Below are 14,866 nucleotides of genomic sequence, written 5' to 3'. Positions count from 1 at the left end.
CCCCGAGGATATTTTTGAACAGATGAGAAGGGCAAGGATCAGAGGTGGATTGCGTCGATCACCGGGTGGCGCAGGGTGCCGATGCCTTCCACCGTGGCCACGATGGTATCACCGGGCTTCATCCATTCCTGTGGCGTGCGACCTGCGCCCACACCTTCCGGCGTGCCGGTCGCGATGATGTCACCCGGCTCCAGCGTGATGCCCGCACTGATGTCGGCGATCAGCTCATCGACCTTGAACAGCATGTGCCGGGTGTTGGAGCGCTGCTTTTCAACCCCGTTCACCGTCAGCCAGAGGTCCAATGTCTGCGGATCGGGGATTTCGTCGGCGGTGACGATGCAGGGGCCGAAGGGGGCGAAGCTGTCCATGCCTTTTGAGACGATCCATTGCCCGGCGCGACGGTTGTCGCGGGCGGAAACGTCGATCATCACCGAATAGCCAAAGACATGCGACAGGGCATCGGCGCGCGCCACACGGGTGGCGCGGGTGCCGATGATGCAGGCAAGCTCCACCTCCCAGTCAAGCTGCTGGGTCAGCTTGCCATTGTGGCGGATCGGCTCGCCCGGCGCGATGACCGTGGTCGGCGGTTTCGAGAAGATCACCGGCTGTTTCGGCAGATCCTTCGACGTGTCCAGCGACTTGGCGCTTTCGGCGACATGTTCGACATAGTTGAGGCCGATGCCGAAGATGTTCTTCTTCGGCCGCGGGATCGGCGCCAGCAGGGTCACATTCGCCAGCGGCAGCTTCGCCTGCCACGGCGCGGCGGGGAGTGCCGCGCGCAGGGCCTCGGTGGCGGCGGGGCCGGCCTCGATCAGGCCCAGCATGCTGTCGGGCAGGCCAAGCCGGCCCGCATCCACCACGAAGCCGTCGTCGATCACGCCCAGCCGGGCTGCCGCCTCGACCGAGGCGCGGTAGGTCACAAGTTTCATTCTTTCCTCACAGTATCGGCTGATGGCCGCCGTTTTCGCCGAAGGCCTGTTCGCGGTAGAGACCGAGCGCCCGCATCACCGGAATGTCGGACAGGCAGAACAGGCAGGCATCGTCAGAGGCCGAGGCATTGACATGCTCGTGCCAGGCCCAGGAGGGCACGCAGAAGATGTCGCGCTCCTGCCAGTCGAAGCGTTTGCCGTTGATGATGGAATGCCCGCGCCCCTTGGCGACGTGGTAAAGATAGCTGCCGGTATGGCGATGCGCCTTCGTGTGTTCGCCGGGACGCAGCATCTGCATGCTGGCGCCCATGGTCTGCATCACCGGGCCATTGGTGACCGGGTTCACATATTCCATCATCACCCCGTCAAAGGGCGAGCCATCGGTGCATTGCGCGCGTTTCAGAAGCGCCTCGTAGGTCGGCGCCCATTCGTATTTGAACATGGGGCTGTAGCTTTTGGTCCAGCTCTCGCCATAGGGCGTGAGGCCCGGATTTCCCCAGGTTTTCGTCATGTCGTCAACAGCATAGCCCACGGCCTGCGAAAGATCGGGGTGGACCTCGTAGAAATTCGCCTCCATCGCATTGACGAAGGGAATATCCAGCCCGTCCTGCCAGATGCAGGGGCTGCCCTCGGCCGCGACGCCATGTTCGTGCCAGGTTCCATTGGGCGTCAGCACGAAGTCATTGGCGCCCAGCGTCATCTTGTGGCCATCGACCACCGTGTAGGCCCCTGCCCCTTCCATGATGAAGCGGATCGCGCTGGCGGAATGGCGATGCGCGCTGGCCTGTTCACCCGGATGCATGACCTGAAGCCCGGCGTAAAGCCAGCCGACCGCCGCAGCCACATCTTCGCGCCCCGGATTGCGCAGATAGATCACCCGGCGCCCCGCCTTTTCCGGCGTCACCAGATCGACCGAGCGCAGAACCTTGTCCCGCAGATCATTGTAGCGCCAGACCACCGGAACCGACTGGCTTTTCGGCTCCCACGGTTCGATCTTGTTGGCCACCGTCCAAAGCGCGCCCGCGCTGAAACGGTTCAGATCGTCGTAATAGGCCAGCAGTTCCGGCGTGTCTTCGACATTGGCGCGACCGGCCACGTCTTCGCGGTGGTTCTCGTGCTTCATCGCGGAGCCCCTCCTTCAAGGCTGCCGACAGACTGCGGCATGAAATTTGCGATGTAAACATAAATTTTCGAAAATTTTGTTGTGGCGGAGACTGCCGCAGCGTAGCAATGTCAGACAGGAGGATGCCATGACACTCGCCGATACCGCCTATGACAGCCTGCGCCGCGACATCATGCGCGGCCATCTGCCGCCGGGTCAGCCCCTGCGGCTGGAGGCGCTGCGCGCGCGCTATGACATGGGGTTCTCGCCCCTGCGCGAGGCGCTGAACAGGTTGCAGTCCGAACGGCTGGTGGTGTCGGCCTCGATGAAGGGCTTCATCGTGGCGCCACTATCGCTGCCCGAGATGTGGGAGGCCATCGAGGCGCGGGTTCTGGTGGAAACCGAGGCGCTGCGCCTGTCGATCCTGCGCGGGGATGACGCCTGGGAGGCGGGCGTTGTTGCCGCACTGCATGCGCTGGGTCTGGCGGCGGCACGGGGCGAACCCGAAACGCTGGAGGCCCGCCATGCCGAGTTTCACCTGTCGCTGATTGTGGCCTGCGGATCAGGCTGGTTACTGGATTTCGCGCGCAAGCTTTCGGCCGCGACAGAACGATACCGGGCGCCTGTTCTGGCAGGCGATACCGCGCCCCGCGACGTGCAGGGCGAACATGCGGCACTGGCCGAGGCGGCGCTGGCCCGGCGGGCGGAAGAGGCCCCGGCCCTGCTGGCCGCGCATTACCGCCGCACGGGAGAGCGGATCGCCGCGCGCATGGCCGCCTGAGCCTTAGGCGGTCCGCGCGTCCGGTCAGTCGATGATTTCGCCGGGGTCCACACCCCAGAGCGCGGCCTTGATCACCCAGCCCTTTTCGCCTTCGGCACTGATCCTGCACCAGTCGGGCGCGCATTGCTGGACCCGCGCCACGACGCCCCGTTCGGCCCGCGCCACCACTTCGGCCTGCGGATCGGGCGCTGCGCGGAAATCGGCCAGCTCCGCCACGATCACCACGGACCGCACCCCGGACAGCAGGGAGTAATGCACCCAGCCACCAAAGCCTTCCTGATCCTCGACGCGACGCCAGTTCTCGTATTCTGCGGTGACTTTCAGCGGCATGCCCGCCCGCTTGAAAACCCAGTCGATCCGATGGCTGAGCCCCGGCCCGCGCCGGGCATTGCCCTCGCCGGTCTTGAGCGTGACATAGCGCGGCAACGGCAGGTTGGTGACCTGCCCCCGGCCCGGCAGTGCGACCTGCGGCACCGTGGCATCGGCAGGCACCGCATCGGGCTGTGGCTCGGGCGGCGCCGGTTCCGCAACAGTGTCGCTGCCTTCAACCGGCTCAAGTCCACCCTCGGTCGAACTTTGCGCCCAGGCCGCCTGCCCCAGCACCATCCATCCCGTTACCAATACTGCCGCTGCCAGCCGCATGCCGCCACCTGATCGCATATCCATATCGTCCAGTTCCGCCCGCCATTCGTGCCACCGGGACCGGACGGGCCGCCCCCGGCAGAATAATCTGCCCATGTTTCGCGCATATCGACGCAACATTGTTACTCGGGGCTTGTAGCCCGCCCCGTAAGTCGGCACTTTGCCAGCAAGAAGACCGATTTGGAAGTGCCGGTCTCGAAAGTCGAGGGAGGATCCATGCCCGCCAAACGCCTGAGCGTCATCGTGACGCGACGACTGCCCGAGGTCGTCGAAACCCGGATGAAGGAACTGTTCGACGTCGAATTGCGCGACCCGGACATTCGGATGTCGCGCGATGAACTGGCCGATGCGATGAAACGCTGCGATGTGCTGGTGCCCTGCGTGACCGACCAGATCGACGCGGGCCTGCTGGGACAGGCGGGCGAGCGGCTGAAACTGATCGCGAACTACGGCGCCGGGGTCGATCACATTGACGTGGCCACCGCCCGCTCGCGCGGGATTCTGGTGTCGAACACCCCCGGCGTCGGGGCTGAAGATACCGCCGACATGGTGATGGGGCTGATTCTGGGCGTGGTGCGCCGCATTCCCGAAGGCATGGCCGAAATGCAGGCCGGACGCTGGAGCGGCTGGTCACCGATGGCGCATCTGGGGGGCCGGATCGGCGGGCGTCGCCTTGGCATCCTCGGGATGGGGCGAATCGGACAGGCCGTGGCGCGGCGGGCCCGTGTCTTCGGCATGCAGATCCACTATCACAACCGCCGCAAGGTCCACCCTTCGGTCGAGCAGGAACTGGAAGCGACCTATTGGGAAAGCCTCGACCAGATGATCGCCCGCATGGACATCATCTCGGTCAACTGCCCGCATACGCCCTCGACCTTCCATCTGCTGAACGCGCGGCGGCTGAAACTGCTGAAACCCACGGCGGTGGTGGTGAATACCTCGCGCGGCGAGGTGATCGACGAAAATGCCCTGACGCGCGGGTTGCGGGCGGGCGAGATCGCCGGTGCCGGGCTTGACGTGTTCGAGCATGGCCACGAGGTGAACCCGCGCCTGCGCGAGATGAACAATGTGGTGCTGCTGCCGCATATGGGGTCAGCCACCGTCGAGGGGCGGATCGAGATGGGCGAGAAGGTTCTGATCAATATCAAAACCTTCGCCGATGGTCACCGCCCGCCGGATCAGGTGGTGCCGGGGATGCTGTAAGACGCTCCCCCGGCGGTGCGCGCCTGGCGGCCGCCGGGGAATTTTGAGTATTTTTGCAAGAAGCAAAGGGGGCGGTCAGCGCCCCTTCCAGACCGGATCGCGTTTTTCAGCAAAGGCGCGCGCGCCTTCCAGTTGATCCTCGGAGGAATAAAGCCGGTCCACCGTGACGAATTGCCGTTTGGTGATGCGGTTCAGCGCATCCTGAAAGCGCAGCGCCTCGGCCTCGCGGACCACCTCCTTGATGGCGGCATAGACCAGCGGCGGGCCGGATTCGAGCAACCGCGCCAGATCCCAGGCTTTCGGCAGCAGGTCTTCCGAGGTGGTGATTTCGCGCAGCAGGCCCCAGCGCAGCGCCTCGTCGGCGTCGAACCAGCGGCCGGTCAGCAAGAGGTCCATGGCGACGTGATAAGGAATACGTTTCGGCAGCTTGATCGAGGCGGCATCGGCCACGGTGCCCGACCGGATTTCCGGCAGCGCGAAGGTTGCGTTGGCGGAGGCGAGGATCAGATCGCAGGAGAGCGCGAGTTCCAGCCCGCCGCCGCAGCAGATGCCATTGACCGCAGCAATCACCGGCTTGTTGAGGTTCGGCAGTTCCTGAAGCCCGCCGAAGCCGCCGACGCCATAATCGCCATCCACCGCATCGCCATCGGCGGCGGCCTTCAGATCCCAGCCGGGGCAGAAGAATTTCTCGCCCTCGGCACGCAAAATCGCCACGCGCAGGCTGTCATCATCGCGGAAGGCGCGGAAGGCGAGGCCCATGATGCGGCTGGTCGCAAGGTCGATGGCATTGGCCTTCGGCCGGTCGAGCGTCACTTCGAGGATCGCACCCTCGCGCCGGGTGCGGATCGGCCCCTCGGTCAACATGGTCATTTCGGTCATTCGGCCCTCCGTATCAATGCGTCCACCGCCACCGCCCCGCTTTCACACAGCAGCACCGGGTTGATTTCGATTTCCTCAATGCTGTCATCGCCGGCCATAAAGGCGCCGAGGCGCAGCGCAATGTCGATGAAGGCAGCGGTATCGGGGCGCGGCCGACCGCGATAGCCGTCAAGCAACGGCCAGAGCCGCAGGCCTCGGAGCGCCGTGTCGATCTGATCGGCGGTAACCGGCCAGACCAGCGTGGCGGTATCAGCCAGCACCTCGGCAGTGACGCCGCCCATGCCCAAGGTCAGCGTCAACCCATAAACCGGATCGCGGCGCAGGCCCAGCAGCATTTCGGCCAGAACGCCGGTCACCATTTCTTCTGCCAGATAGCCGGTAGCGCCGGGCATCTCGGCCTGGCCGTCCAGCGCGGCGAGGCCAAGGCGCACTGCCCCTGCCTCGGTCTTGTGGGCAAAGCCGAGGCCCTTCAGCGCGAAGGGCGCGGTGAGTTGGCTGGTGTCGAGATCGGCTAGCCGGGACGCGCTGACCGCGCGCGGCACCGGAACGCCCGCCTGCGCCAGCAGGGCCTTGGCCGCCGCCTCGTCAAGCAGGCGGGTCTCCCTTGTGGCGAGCGCCGGGACCGGGCGCCAGCCGGGCTGACCCGGCGCAACCTGTGCCGCTTTCAGCGCCTCCAGCGCGGTATCAAGGCCCATCATTGGCACGACGCCGCGCGCCATGAAATCCGTCGCCAGTGCCTCGTCGAAATTCTCGGGCAGTGAGGCGACAGCGAAGGCCGGGCGGCCGGTCGCCGCCTGCGCGGCCGCCACGGCCTCAAGCGCGGGCCGGAAACTGGATGGGTCACAGCGGTCGGGGCGTGGCGGGTCGATGATGAAGATACCAGCGTCATAAGCGGACAGCATCGTGCTGAACACATCGGTGGTGCGCGGCCCGTCCCCCCAAATGAAGGTATGATAATCCAACGGGTTGGATATTGTGACAATCGGGCCGAGAATATCGGCCAGCCGGGTGCGGGTCGTTTCGGGCACCGGCGGAAAGGTGATCCCGGCGGGATCGGCCAGATCGGCGACCAGCCCTGCCTCACCGCCCGAGCAGGAGAGCGAGCAGAGCCGTTCACCCAGTCCGGGGCCGTGGGTGTGGAATACTTTCAACACCTCCAGCAGCGCGGGAAGGCTGGCCACTTCGGCGACGCCGCATTGCCGCAGGAAGGCGCTGGAGGCAGCCCCGCCCCCTGCCAGCGAGGCAGTATGCGAGGCCGCAGCGGCGCGCGATGCTTCGGTCTTGCCGGATTTCACCGCAACGATCCCCTTGCCCGCCACCCGCGCCGCTTCTGCCAGTGCAGCGAAAGCCGGGGCGTCGTCTATGCCCTCGATGTAAAGGCCCAGCGCCGTGACCCGCTCATCGACCAGCAGCGCCCCGGCCAGTTCGGCCAGCCCCACCTGCGCGGCATTGCCCAGACAGGCAACATAGGCCACCGGAAGGGCGCGCGCCTGCATCGTCAGGTTGATGACGATATTCGACGATTGGGAAAGCAGTGCGACGCCCCGCTCCACCCGCTGCCCGCCGTGCTGGTCGGGCCACAGCAGCGCGCCGTCAAGGTAGTTGATGACGCCATAACAGTTCGGCCCGAGGATCGGCATGTCCCCCGCGGCCGTCACCAGATCGGCCTGCAAACCGGCCTCTCCCGCCTCTTCCCAGCCGCTGGCGAAGCAGATGGCGCCACCGGCGCCCATGGCGGCAAGTTCGCGCACGACCTCTACCGTGGCGAAACGGTTGACGCCAATGAAGGTGGCATCGGGCAGTTCAGGCAGGTCAGCGAGCGAGGGATAGGCTTTCAATCCGCCGATCGTCTCGCGTTTGGGGTGTACCGGCCAGACCGGGCCATCAAACCCCATCTTGCGGCATTGCTCGATGACATTCTCGGCCCATCCGGCACCGAGAACCGCAATGGAGCGCGGGCGCAACAGGCGATGGAGGCGCGTCATACCCGGCCCCCCGCCCCGTGCCCGAGGCCGGGGGCTGTCTGCCCCCGGTCCCCCGAGGATATTTTTTGACAGAAAATGGAAGCACCCCGCTCGCCCTTGGCAAACGAGGTGCCATTTCCTGTCACGGCCATCGGCGTCCCCGCCTGTTCCGCAAGGCCACACTGGCCGAATCCAATGAAGAAGTGGTTAACGCGCAAGATCAGGCTCATTTTCTGTCGGAAAATATCCTCGGGGGGTGAGGCGCGCATGCGCCGAGGGGGGCAGACAGCCCCCCTGCCGTGGTCTCAGCCGCCAACCGCACGCAGAAGTTCGCGCGAAATGATATGCCGCTGAATCTCGGAGGTGCCCTCCCAGATCCGTTCGACGCGGGCGTCACGCCAGATCCGTTCCAGTGGCAGTTCATCCATCAGCCCCATGCCGCCGTGAATCTGGATCGCCTCATCGGCGATCATCGCCAGCACCTCGGTCGCCTTCAGCTTGGCCATGGACATGTCGGCCTCGGTCACCGAGCCCTGGTCAAACTTCCAGGCTGCCTCGCGGGTCAGGAGCTCCGCCGCCTTCAGCTCCATCGCCATATCGGCGAGCTTGAAGCTGATCCCTTGAAACTTGCCGATCTGCTGGCCGAATTGCTTGCGTTCGGCGGCATAGCTGATGGCGTGCTGCAACGCCCGGTCGGCGCGACCGAGGCAAGTGGAGGCGACTTGCAGCCGCGTCGCGCCCAGCCAGGTGTTCGCCACCTCGAAGCCCTTGTGCACCTCGCCCAGAACCGCCGCATCCGGCAAACGGCAATTGTCGAATTCCAGCACCGAATTGGTGTAACCGCGGTGGCTGACATTGCGATAGCCATCGCGGACGGTGAAGCCCGGTGTGCCCTTATCGACGAAGAAGGCGGTGATCAGCTTCTTCTTGCCGCGCGGGGTGTCTTCCTCGCCCGAAGCCATGAAGACGATGACGAAATCGGCCAGATCGGCGTGGCTGATGAAATGTTTGGTGCCGTTCAGTACCCAGTCGCCGCCCTCGCGCTTTGCACTGGCGGTCATGCCGCGCAGGTCCGACCCGGCACCGGGTTCGGTCATTGCAAGGCAATCCCACTTCTCCCCCCGGATACAGGGAAAGAGGTATTTCTCGCGCTGTTCGGCGCTTCCCGCCAGCAGGATGTTCGAGGGCCGCGCCACGCAGGTCCAGTGCAGGGCATAGTTCGCCCGGCCCAGTTCACGCTCGTATAGCAGCCATGACAGCGTATCGAGACCGGCGCCGCCGACCTCCTCGGGCATATTGGCAGCATAAAGCCCGGCCTCGATCGCCTTGGCCTGAAGCTCGCGGATCAGGTCCATCCGCAGATGGCCGGTGCGTTCCACCTCGGCCTCATGCGGGTAAAGCTCGTTCTCGACGAAGGCGCGGGTCGTTTCCACGATCATGCGCTGTTCTTCGGTCAGTCCGAAATCCATCTGTTCGCCCTTCGGGTCTTGAGGAAAGAAGCGGCCCGTCAGGCCCTGCGCTGGCCGACAAAGCGCCCGGCGGCCTCGGGCCGGGGCAGCGCCTTGTGGGCCTGAGTAATGGGTTCCAGCTTCGCAAGCACCTCGGGCGCGGCGGCGCAGGTCTTGTTGGCCTTCATGTCCACATGCAACAGCATCTGTTCAAGGCTCGCCACCACCTCGTCGCCACGCTGGATACGGATGAACACATGCAGCCGCTTTTCATCGGCGCCCAGCACCTGAAGCGTGCCGGTCAGCCGGTCGCCCAGCTTGCATTCGCCCAGATGCATGATGTGCGTTTCGGCAGTGTAATAGCTGTGTCCGGCGGCAACGTAATCCATCCCGGCCCCGATCAGCCGCAGGAAGGCATCCGAAGTTTCGGAGGCCGCGAACAGATAGCGGCTTTCGGTCATGTGGCCGTTATAGTCGATCCAGCCGGGCAGCACCTGCATCTGTGCCATGACCAGCGGTGCACCCGTCGGCGCCGCATCGTGGAAGGCCACGGCGCGGCGGGCGTCATGGTCACGCAGCACCTTGCCCGCGCCCCAGTTGCGATCCTTCAGCGCCCGCAGGAAGCCGATCAGGTTGCTGTCGCGGATGCGCTCCAGCTCGCGGATCGTGTGGTGGCCGGATTGCGCATCGGACTGGCCGGCGATCAGGTCCACGAGCTCGTCATTGAATTCCGGTACATCCGTCAGCTTGGTCCAGGGCCATTGCAGGCAGGGCCCGAACTGCGCCATGAAATGCTTCATCCCGGCTTCACCGCCCGCAACGCGATAGGTTTCGAAAAGCCCCATCTGGCCCCAGCGCAGGCCAAAGCCCATTCGGATGGCCTCATCGATTTCCTCGGTGGTGGCTACGCCGTCCTTCACCAGCCACAGTGCCTCACGCCAGACGGCTTCAAGAAAGCGGTCGGCGATATGGGCGTCGATCTCCTTGCGGACATGCAGCGGGAACATGCCGATCTCACGCAGGATTTCCTTGGCGCGTTCAATGTCCCGGGCTGCGTTCTTCGGGCTGGGCACCACTTCGGCCAGCGGCAGCAGATAGACAGGGTTGAACGGATGCGCCACGAAGATCGTGCCGGGATTGGCCGCATGTTCCTGCAATTCCGAGGGTTTGAAGCCCGAGGTGGACGATCCGATCAGCGTCTCGGGCGCGGACTGCTGGATTTGCGCAAAGACGCGGTGCTTCAGTTCAAGCCGTTCGGACACCGATTCCTGAATATATTCGGCCCCTTCCACCGCTTCGGTGATGGTGCCCGCAAAGCTCAGCTTCCCTTCGGCAGGAATCGGCACATCCGACAGCGCCGGCAGCGCGGCGCGGGCATTGGCCAGAACCTCGCCGATCTTGCGTTCCGCCTGCGGATCGGGGTCGAAAACCGCCACATCCCAGCCGTTCAGCAGGAAGCGCGCGGCCCAGCCGCCCCCGATCACCCCGCCGCCAATGATTGCCGCCTTGCGCGCCATGTTCGTCCTCGTCCTGATGGGTTCGCGTCAATCGACGCAGATGCTTTGCGGCTGGCCGGTCTCGTCCAGATAATCCCGGCAGCCGAAGGGGTTGAGCGTGGGGGCACAGGTCCGGCTGGCCGTCAGGCAGTCACCCGCGCAGTCGCTGGCCCTTGTGCAGGACTTACCTGCATCCGGCGCGCGCTTGACGCAGAACTCGCCGCCCAGAAGGCCCGCGACACCGACCTGCCCGCCCTTCGCGATGCAATCGGCCTTGTCGGCCACCGACATGCTGGGACGCGGTGGCGCTTCGGCCTCGGGCTGGCAAGCCGCCAGCACCAGAAGGACCAGCGCCACCCGTCGCCTCATTTCGCCACCGGCGCGCGCTTCTCCAGCTTCAGCTTCGCGCGCACCTCGGCGGGCGTCAGCACCCGCGCGCCCATGTTGGAAATCACGGTCACCGCGCGTTCCACCAGTTGCGCGTTGGTCGCCAGCACACCCTTGTCGAGCCAGAGGTTATCCTCCAGCCCCACGCGCACATTCCCGCCCGCCAGAACCGAGGCCGCCACATAGGGCATCTGATGCCGCCCCAGCGCGAAGGCCGACCAGTGCCAATGCTTCGGCACATTGTTCACCATCGCCATGAAGGTATTCAGGTCATCCGGCGCGCCCCACGGCACGCCCATGCACAGTTGCACCAGCACAGGATCGGGAATGATGCCCTCTTCCGCAAGTTGCCTAGCGAACCAGAGATGGCCAGTGTCGAAGGCCTCGATCTCGATCCGCACGCCGCTCGCCACCATGCGCGCTGCCATGTCGCGCAGCATGCCGGGGGTGTTGACCATCACATAATCGGCTTCGGCGAAGTTCATCGTGCCGCAGTCGAGTGTGCAGATCTCGGGCCGACACTCCACCACATGCGCCACGCGCTCCGCCGCGCCCGCCATATCGCTGCGTGCCGACATGCGGTTCATGTTTTCCGTGCCGTCGAACAGCAGGTCGCCGCCCATCCCGGCAGTCAGGTTCAACACCACATCGGTTGCGCTGTCGCGGATCCGCTCGGTCACTTCGCGATACAGTGCCGGGTCGCGGGCAGGCTTGCCGGTTTCGGCGTCGCGCACATGGCAATGCACGACCGCCGCCCCTGCCTTTGCCGCCGCAATGGCGCTTTCGGCGATCTGCGCGGGGCTGCGCGGCACATGCGGCGAACGGTCCTGGGTGCCGCCCGAGCCGGTCACGGCGCAGGTGATGAAGACTTCGCGGTTCATGGCCAAGGGCATGGCATTCCTCCTGTTCCTTCCCGGCGAGATTAGCGGGCTTGTCGGGTCGCGCTTTGCAGTTTACGAAATCCGCATGGCAAAATCCGCAACGATCTTCGCCGCATCGCAGCAGCCGCTTTCGCTGGCGCTACTGGTGCTGCCGCATTGTTCCATTCTGGAAGTCGCCTCGACGCTCGACCCGCTGCGCTCGGCCAACCGGCACCTGGGAACCGAGGCCTACCGCTGGCGTGTGGTTTCCCCCGATGGCGGGCCGGTGCCGCTGACATGCGGGATCGAGTTGCCCTCATCGGGCGCGCTGGCCACGGCCGAGGGCGCGGATGTGCTGATCGTCATTGCGGGCTACCGGCAATCCGAAGTTACCACCAAGCCGCTTCTGCGCGACCTGCGCCGGATCGCCCCGCGCTTTCGCGCGCTTGGCGGCATCGACGCCGGAGGCTGGGTGCTGGCGCGCGCCGGGTTGCTGGACGGCCAGCGCGCCACCGTGCATTGGGAGGATCTGGAGGATTTCGCCGCCACCTTTCCCGAAATCGAGGTCACCCCTGACCGCTTCACGCTTTCCGGGCGCTATTTCACCGCAGGGGGCGCCGCCCCCGCCGCCGACCTGATGCTCCATCTGATCCGCGCCCGCCATGGCCCGGCCACCGCGCTCCAGGTCGCGGCCAGCTTCGTCACCACCCCCCGCCCGGGAACCGAGCCGCAGATCACCGCGACCCGACCGGACCCGAGGCTCGACGCCCGCGTCGCCCGCGCCATCGCGCGGATGGAGGCGCGGCTCGACAGCCCCGAAACGGCAGCCGAGACCGCCGCCGCGCTTGGCCTCTCCCCCCGTCGGCTGGAACAACTGTTCCGCGAAAACATTGGCCTCTCGCCCGCCGCTCATGCGCTTGGCCTGCGCTTGCAGGCAGCGCGGCGGCTGCTGACCGACACCCGCCACCCGCTGACCGAAATCGCGCTGCGCACCGGCTTTTCCAGCGCCGCCACGCTGACGCGCGCCTTCACCCGAAAATTCGGTGCCCCGCCCAGCCAGTTTCGCAAAACCCGCTGACGCGCACGCGCCAACGGGTCTTGCTTCTTGCAAAAATACTCAAAAGACGTCTGCCGCCCTCAGGCCGCGTCCAGAAGCCCGCGCCCCTTCAGCAACGCCTCCACCCCCGGCATCCGGCCCCGGAATTCCAGATACAGCTCTTCCGCCGGACGCGAACCACCGGCCGACAGGATGAACCTTTCCAGCTTCGCTGCCGTTTCGGGATCGAAGGCATCGCCGGTTTCCTCGAATGCAGCGAAAGCATCAGCATCCATCACCTCGGACCACATGTAGCTGTAGTAGCCCGAGGAATAGCCGTCGCCGGAAAACACATGTGCGAAATGCGGCGTGGCGTGGCGCATGCGGATCGCGTGCGGCATGCCCAGTTCTGCCAGAATCTCGGCCTGTTTCTGCATCGGATCGGCGGGCGCCGCGCCTTCGTGAAACGCCAGATCGACCATGGCGGAGGCCACGAATTCCACCGTTGCAAAGCCCTGATCGTAGGTGCCCGCGTCCAGCAGCCGTTTCAGCATATCGGCAGGCATCGCCGCGCCGGTCTGCCAGTGCTTTGCGTGGGTTTCCAGCACTTCGGGCACTTCCAGCCAATGTTCGTAAAGCTGGCTCGGCAGTTCCACAAAATCGCGCGCCACGCTGGTGCCGCTGATGAAGCCATAGGTCACATCCGACAGCATCTGGTGCAGCGCATGGCCGAATTCATGGAACAGCGTGCGCGCATCGTCATAGGACAGCAGCGCCGGGTCGCCCTTGGCGAAGTTGCAGATATTGACCACGATCGGCCGCACATCCTGCCCCAGCCGTTTCTGGCTGCGCATCGCCGAACACCAGGCGCCCGAGCGTTTGGACCCGCGCGCGAAGTAATCGCCGATGAACACCGCAACGTGCTGACCCTCGCGCGTCACCTCCCACGCCCTTGCGTCGGGGTGATACATCGGCACGTCCAGCGCGTGAAACTCCAGCCCGAACAGCCGGTTGGCGCAGTCGAAACAGGCCGCGATCATCGCCTCAAGGCTCAGATAGGGTTTCAGCGCCGCCTCATCCAGGTCATGTTCGGCCTTGCGGCGCTTTTCCGAATAATAGCGCCAGTCCCACGGCTCCAGCGGCCCGGCGATGCCATCGGCATGCAGCATCGCCTCCAGCACTTTCGCATCCGCCTCGGCCCGGGCGCGCGCCGGTGCCCAGACCCGCATGAGCAGATCACGCACGGCCGCCGGGGTCTTGGCCATTTCCGGTTCCAGCTTGAAATCCGCAAAGCTCGCATAGCCCAGCAGATGCGCCCGTTCCTCGCGCAGCTTCAGGATTTCCGCCGCAATGGCGCGGTTGTCATGGTCATTGCCATTGGCACCGCGCGCCACCCAGGCCTCGTAGGCCTTTTCGCGCAAGGCCCTGCGCGGCGAGAATTGCAGGAACGGCACGATGAGCGAACGGCTGGTGGTGATGACCGGCCCGGCCACCCCCTTTTCGGCGCCTGCCGCCCGCGCCGCCGCCACGGCGAAATCCGGCAGGCCTTCCAGATCTTCCTCGGCCAGTTCCATGAACCATGTGCGCTCTTCCGCCAGAATGTTCTGGCTGAACCGGGTGCCCAGCACGGCCAGTCGCGATTTCACTTCCGTCAGACGCTCGGCCTCTGCGCCGTCCAGCAGGGCGCCGGAGCGCACGAACATCTGACGGTAAAGCTCCAGCACGCGGGCCTGTTCGGGGGAAAGCCCCAGCGCCTCGCGCCCTTGCCACAGGGTTTCCACCTTGGCGAAGAGCGCCTTGTTATTGGTGACCTCGGACGAAAACGCGCTCATCCTGGGCGCCAGATCCCGCATCAGCGCCTCGCGTGCATCCGTGCTGTCGGCTCCGGCGAGGTTGTAGAACACCCCCGCCACCCGGTCGAGCGTGCCTTCCGCCAGTTCCAGCGCCTCGATGACATTGGCGAAGGTCGGCGGCTCGGTGTTCCCGGCAATCGCGGCAATCGCCGCGCGGGCCTCGGTCAGACCGGCCTCGAAGGCGGGCGCGAAATCCTCGTCGTGGATCGCGTCGAACGGCGGCAGTTCAAACGGCCCCTCCCAGGGGGCAAGCAGCGGGTTGGTCATCGGCAAATCTCCTTTGGTG

13 protein-coding genes are annotated in these 14,866 nt (G+C 65.4%); 3 read left to right on the top strand and 10 right to left on the bottom strand.

Going from position 1 to position 14,866, the window contains the following annotated elements; genetic code table 11:
- Nucleotides 1-38 precede the first annotated feature (38 nt).
- Nucleotides 39-929, bottom strand: coding sequence for a fumarylacetoacetate hydrolase family protein (locus C8N34_RS19310; protein ID WP_108130142.1), 891 nt, complete (start codon nucleotides 927-929; stop codon nucleotides 39-41).
- Between the two features lie 7 nt (nucleotides 930-936).
- Nucleotides 937-2,052 (bottom strand): cupin domain-containing protein, encoded by a 1,116-nt coding sequence (locus C8N34_RS19305; protein WP_108130141.1) that lies wholly within the window; start codon nucleotides 2,050-2,052, stop codon nucleotides 937-939.
- Nucleotides 2,053-2,179: 127 nt separating this feature from the next.
- Between C8N34_RS19305 and C8N34_RS19300 the strand changes: the two genes are divergently transcribed.
- Entirely contained in the window at nucleotides 2,180-2,812 is a 633-nt protein-coding gene (locus tag C8N34_RS19300; RefSeq protein WP_108130140.1) for a GntR family transcriptional regulator, read from the top strand.
- Between the two features lie 24 nt (nucleotides 2,813-2,836).
- Here C8N34_RS19300 and C8N34_RS19295 read toward each other — a convergent pair whose 3' ends face one another.
- The gene (locus C8N34_RS19295; RefSeq protein ID WP_054301135.1) at nucleotides 2,837-3,472 is read right to left on the bottom strand and encodes an SH3 domain-containing protein; all 636 of its coding nucleotides are present in this window, start codon (nucleotides 3,470-3,472) and stop codon (nucleotides 2,837-2,839) included.
- A 198-nt stretch (nucleotides 3,473-3,670) separates the two neighbouring features.
- On the opposite strand from C8N34_RS19295, the gene C8N34_RS19290 reads away from it, so the two are divergent.
- A complete protein-coding gene (locus C8N34_RS19290) occupies nucleotides 3,671-4,657 on the top strand; it encodes a 2-hydroxyacid dehydrogenase (RefSeq protein ID WP_054301108.1) in 987 nt (328 codons plus the stop codon).
- Between the two features lie 75 nt (nucleotides 4,658-4,732).
- On the opposite strand, the gene C8N34_RS19285 is transcribed toward C8N34_RS19290, so the two are convergent.
- The 6 genes from C8N34_RS19285 to bcoG all read right to left on the bottom strand — a co-directional run bounded on the left by C8N34_RS19285 (nucleotide 4,733) and on the right by bcoG (nucleotide 11,724).
- Nucleotides 4,733-5,536 (bottom strand): carnitinyl-CoA dehydratase, encoded by an 804-nt coding sequence (locus C8N34_RS19285; RefSeq protein ID WP_054301107.1) that lies wholly within the window; start codon nucleotides 5,534-5,536, stop codon nucleotides 4,733-4,735.
- Nucleotides 5,533-7,521: an acetate--CoA ligase family protein gene (locus C8N34_RS19280; protein ID WP_108130139.1), complete on the bottom strand. Its 1,989-nt coding sequence runs from the start codon at nucleotides 7,519-7,521 to the stop codon at nucleotides 5,533-5,535. The genes C8N34_RS19285 and C8N34_RS19280 overlap by 4 nt, the downstream gene beginning before the upstream one ends.
- 284 nt (nucleotides 7,522-7,805) lie before the next feature.
- The gene (locus C8N34_RS19270; protein ID WP_108130137.1) at nucleotides 7,806-8,969 is read right to left on the bottom strand and encodes an acyl-CoA dehydrogenase family protein; all 1,164 of its coding nucleotides are present in this window, start codon (nucleotides 8,967-8,969) and stop codon (nucleotides 7,806-7,808) included.
- A gap of 38 nt (nucleotides 8,970-9,007) precedes the next feature.
- Entirely contained in the window at nucleotides 9,008-10,465 is a 1,458-nt protein-coding gene (locus C8N34_RS19265) for a carnitine 3-dehydrogenase (RefSeq protein WP_108130136.1), read from the bottom strand.
- 27 nt (nucleotides 10,466-10,492) lie between these two features.
- Complete coding sequence (locus C8N34_RS19260; RefSeq protein ID WP_054302678.1) at nucleotides 10,493-10,801, bottom strand: hypothetical protein; 309 nt, start codon at nucleotides 10,799-10,801, stop codon at nucleotides 10,493-10,495.
- Nucleotides 10,802-10,809: 8 nt separating this feature from the next.
- A complete protein-coding gene (gene bcoG, locus C8N34_RS19255; RefSeq protein ID WP_054302677.1) occupies nucleotides 10,810-11,724 on the bottom strand; it encodes a 3-dehydrocarnitine:acetyl-CoA trimethylamine transferase BcoG in 915 nt (304 codons plus the stop codon).
- On the opposite strand from bcoG, the gene C8N34_RS19250 reads away from it, so the two are divergent.
- Nucleotides 11,693-12,769 (top strand): GlxA family transcriptional regulator, encoded by a 1,077-nt coding sequence (locus C8N34_RS19250; RefSeq protein ID WP_242013849.1) that lies wholly within the window; start codon nucleotides 11,693-11,695, stop codon nucleotides 12,767-12,769. The genes bcoG and C8N34_RS19250 overlap by 32 nt on opposite strands.
- Nucleotides 12,770-12,828: 59 nt before the next feature.
- Here the strand turns inward: C8N34_RS19250 and C8N34_RS19245 are convergent, their stop codons facing one another.
- Nucleotides 12,829-14,847, bottom strand: a complete 2,019-nt coding sequence (locus C8N34_RS19245) for a M3 family metallopeptidase (RefSeq protein ID WP_108130135.1) — start codon at nucleotides 14,845-14,847, stop codon at nucleotides 12,829-12,831.
- Nucleotides 14,848-14,866 lie beyond the last annotated feature (19 nt).

It is taken from the genome of Gemmobacter caeni (assembly GCF_003054195.1).
Taxonomy (GTDB): Bacteria; Pseudomonadota; Alphaproteobacteria; order Rhodobacterales; family Rhodobacteraceae; genus Gemmobacter; species Gemmobacter caeni.
The sequence above is the reverse complement of the archived record's forward strand: the minus strand, read 5'-3'. Positions and strand labels throughout refer to the sequence as shown.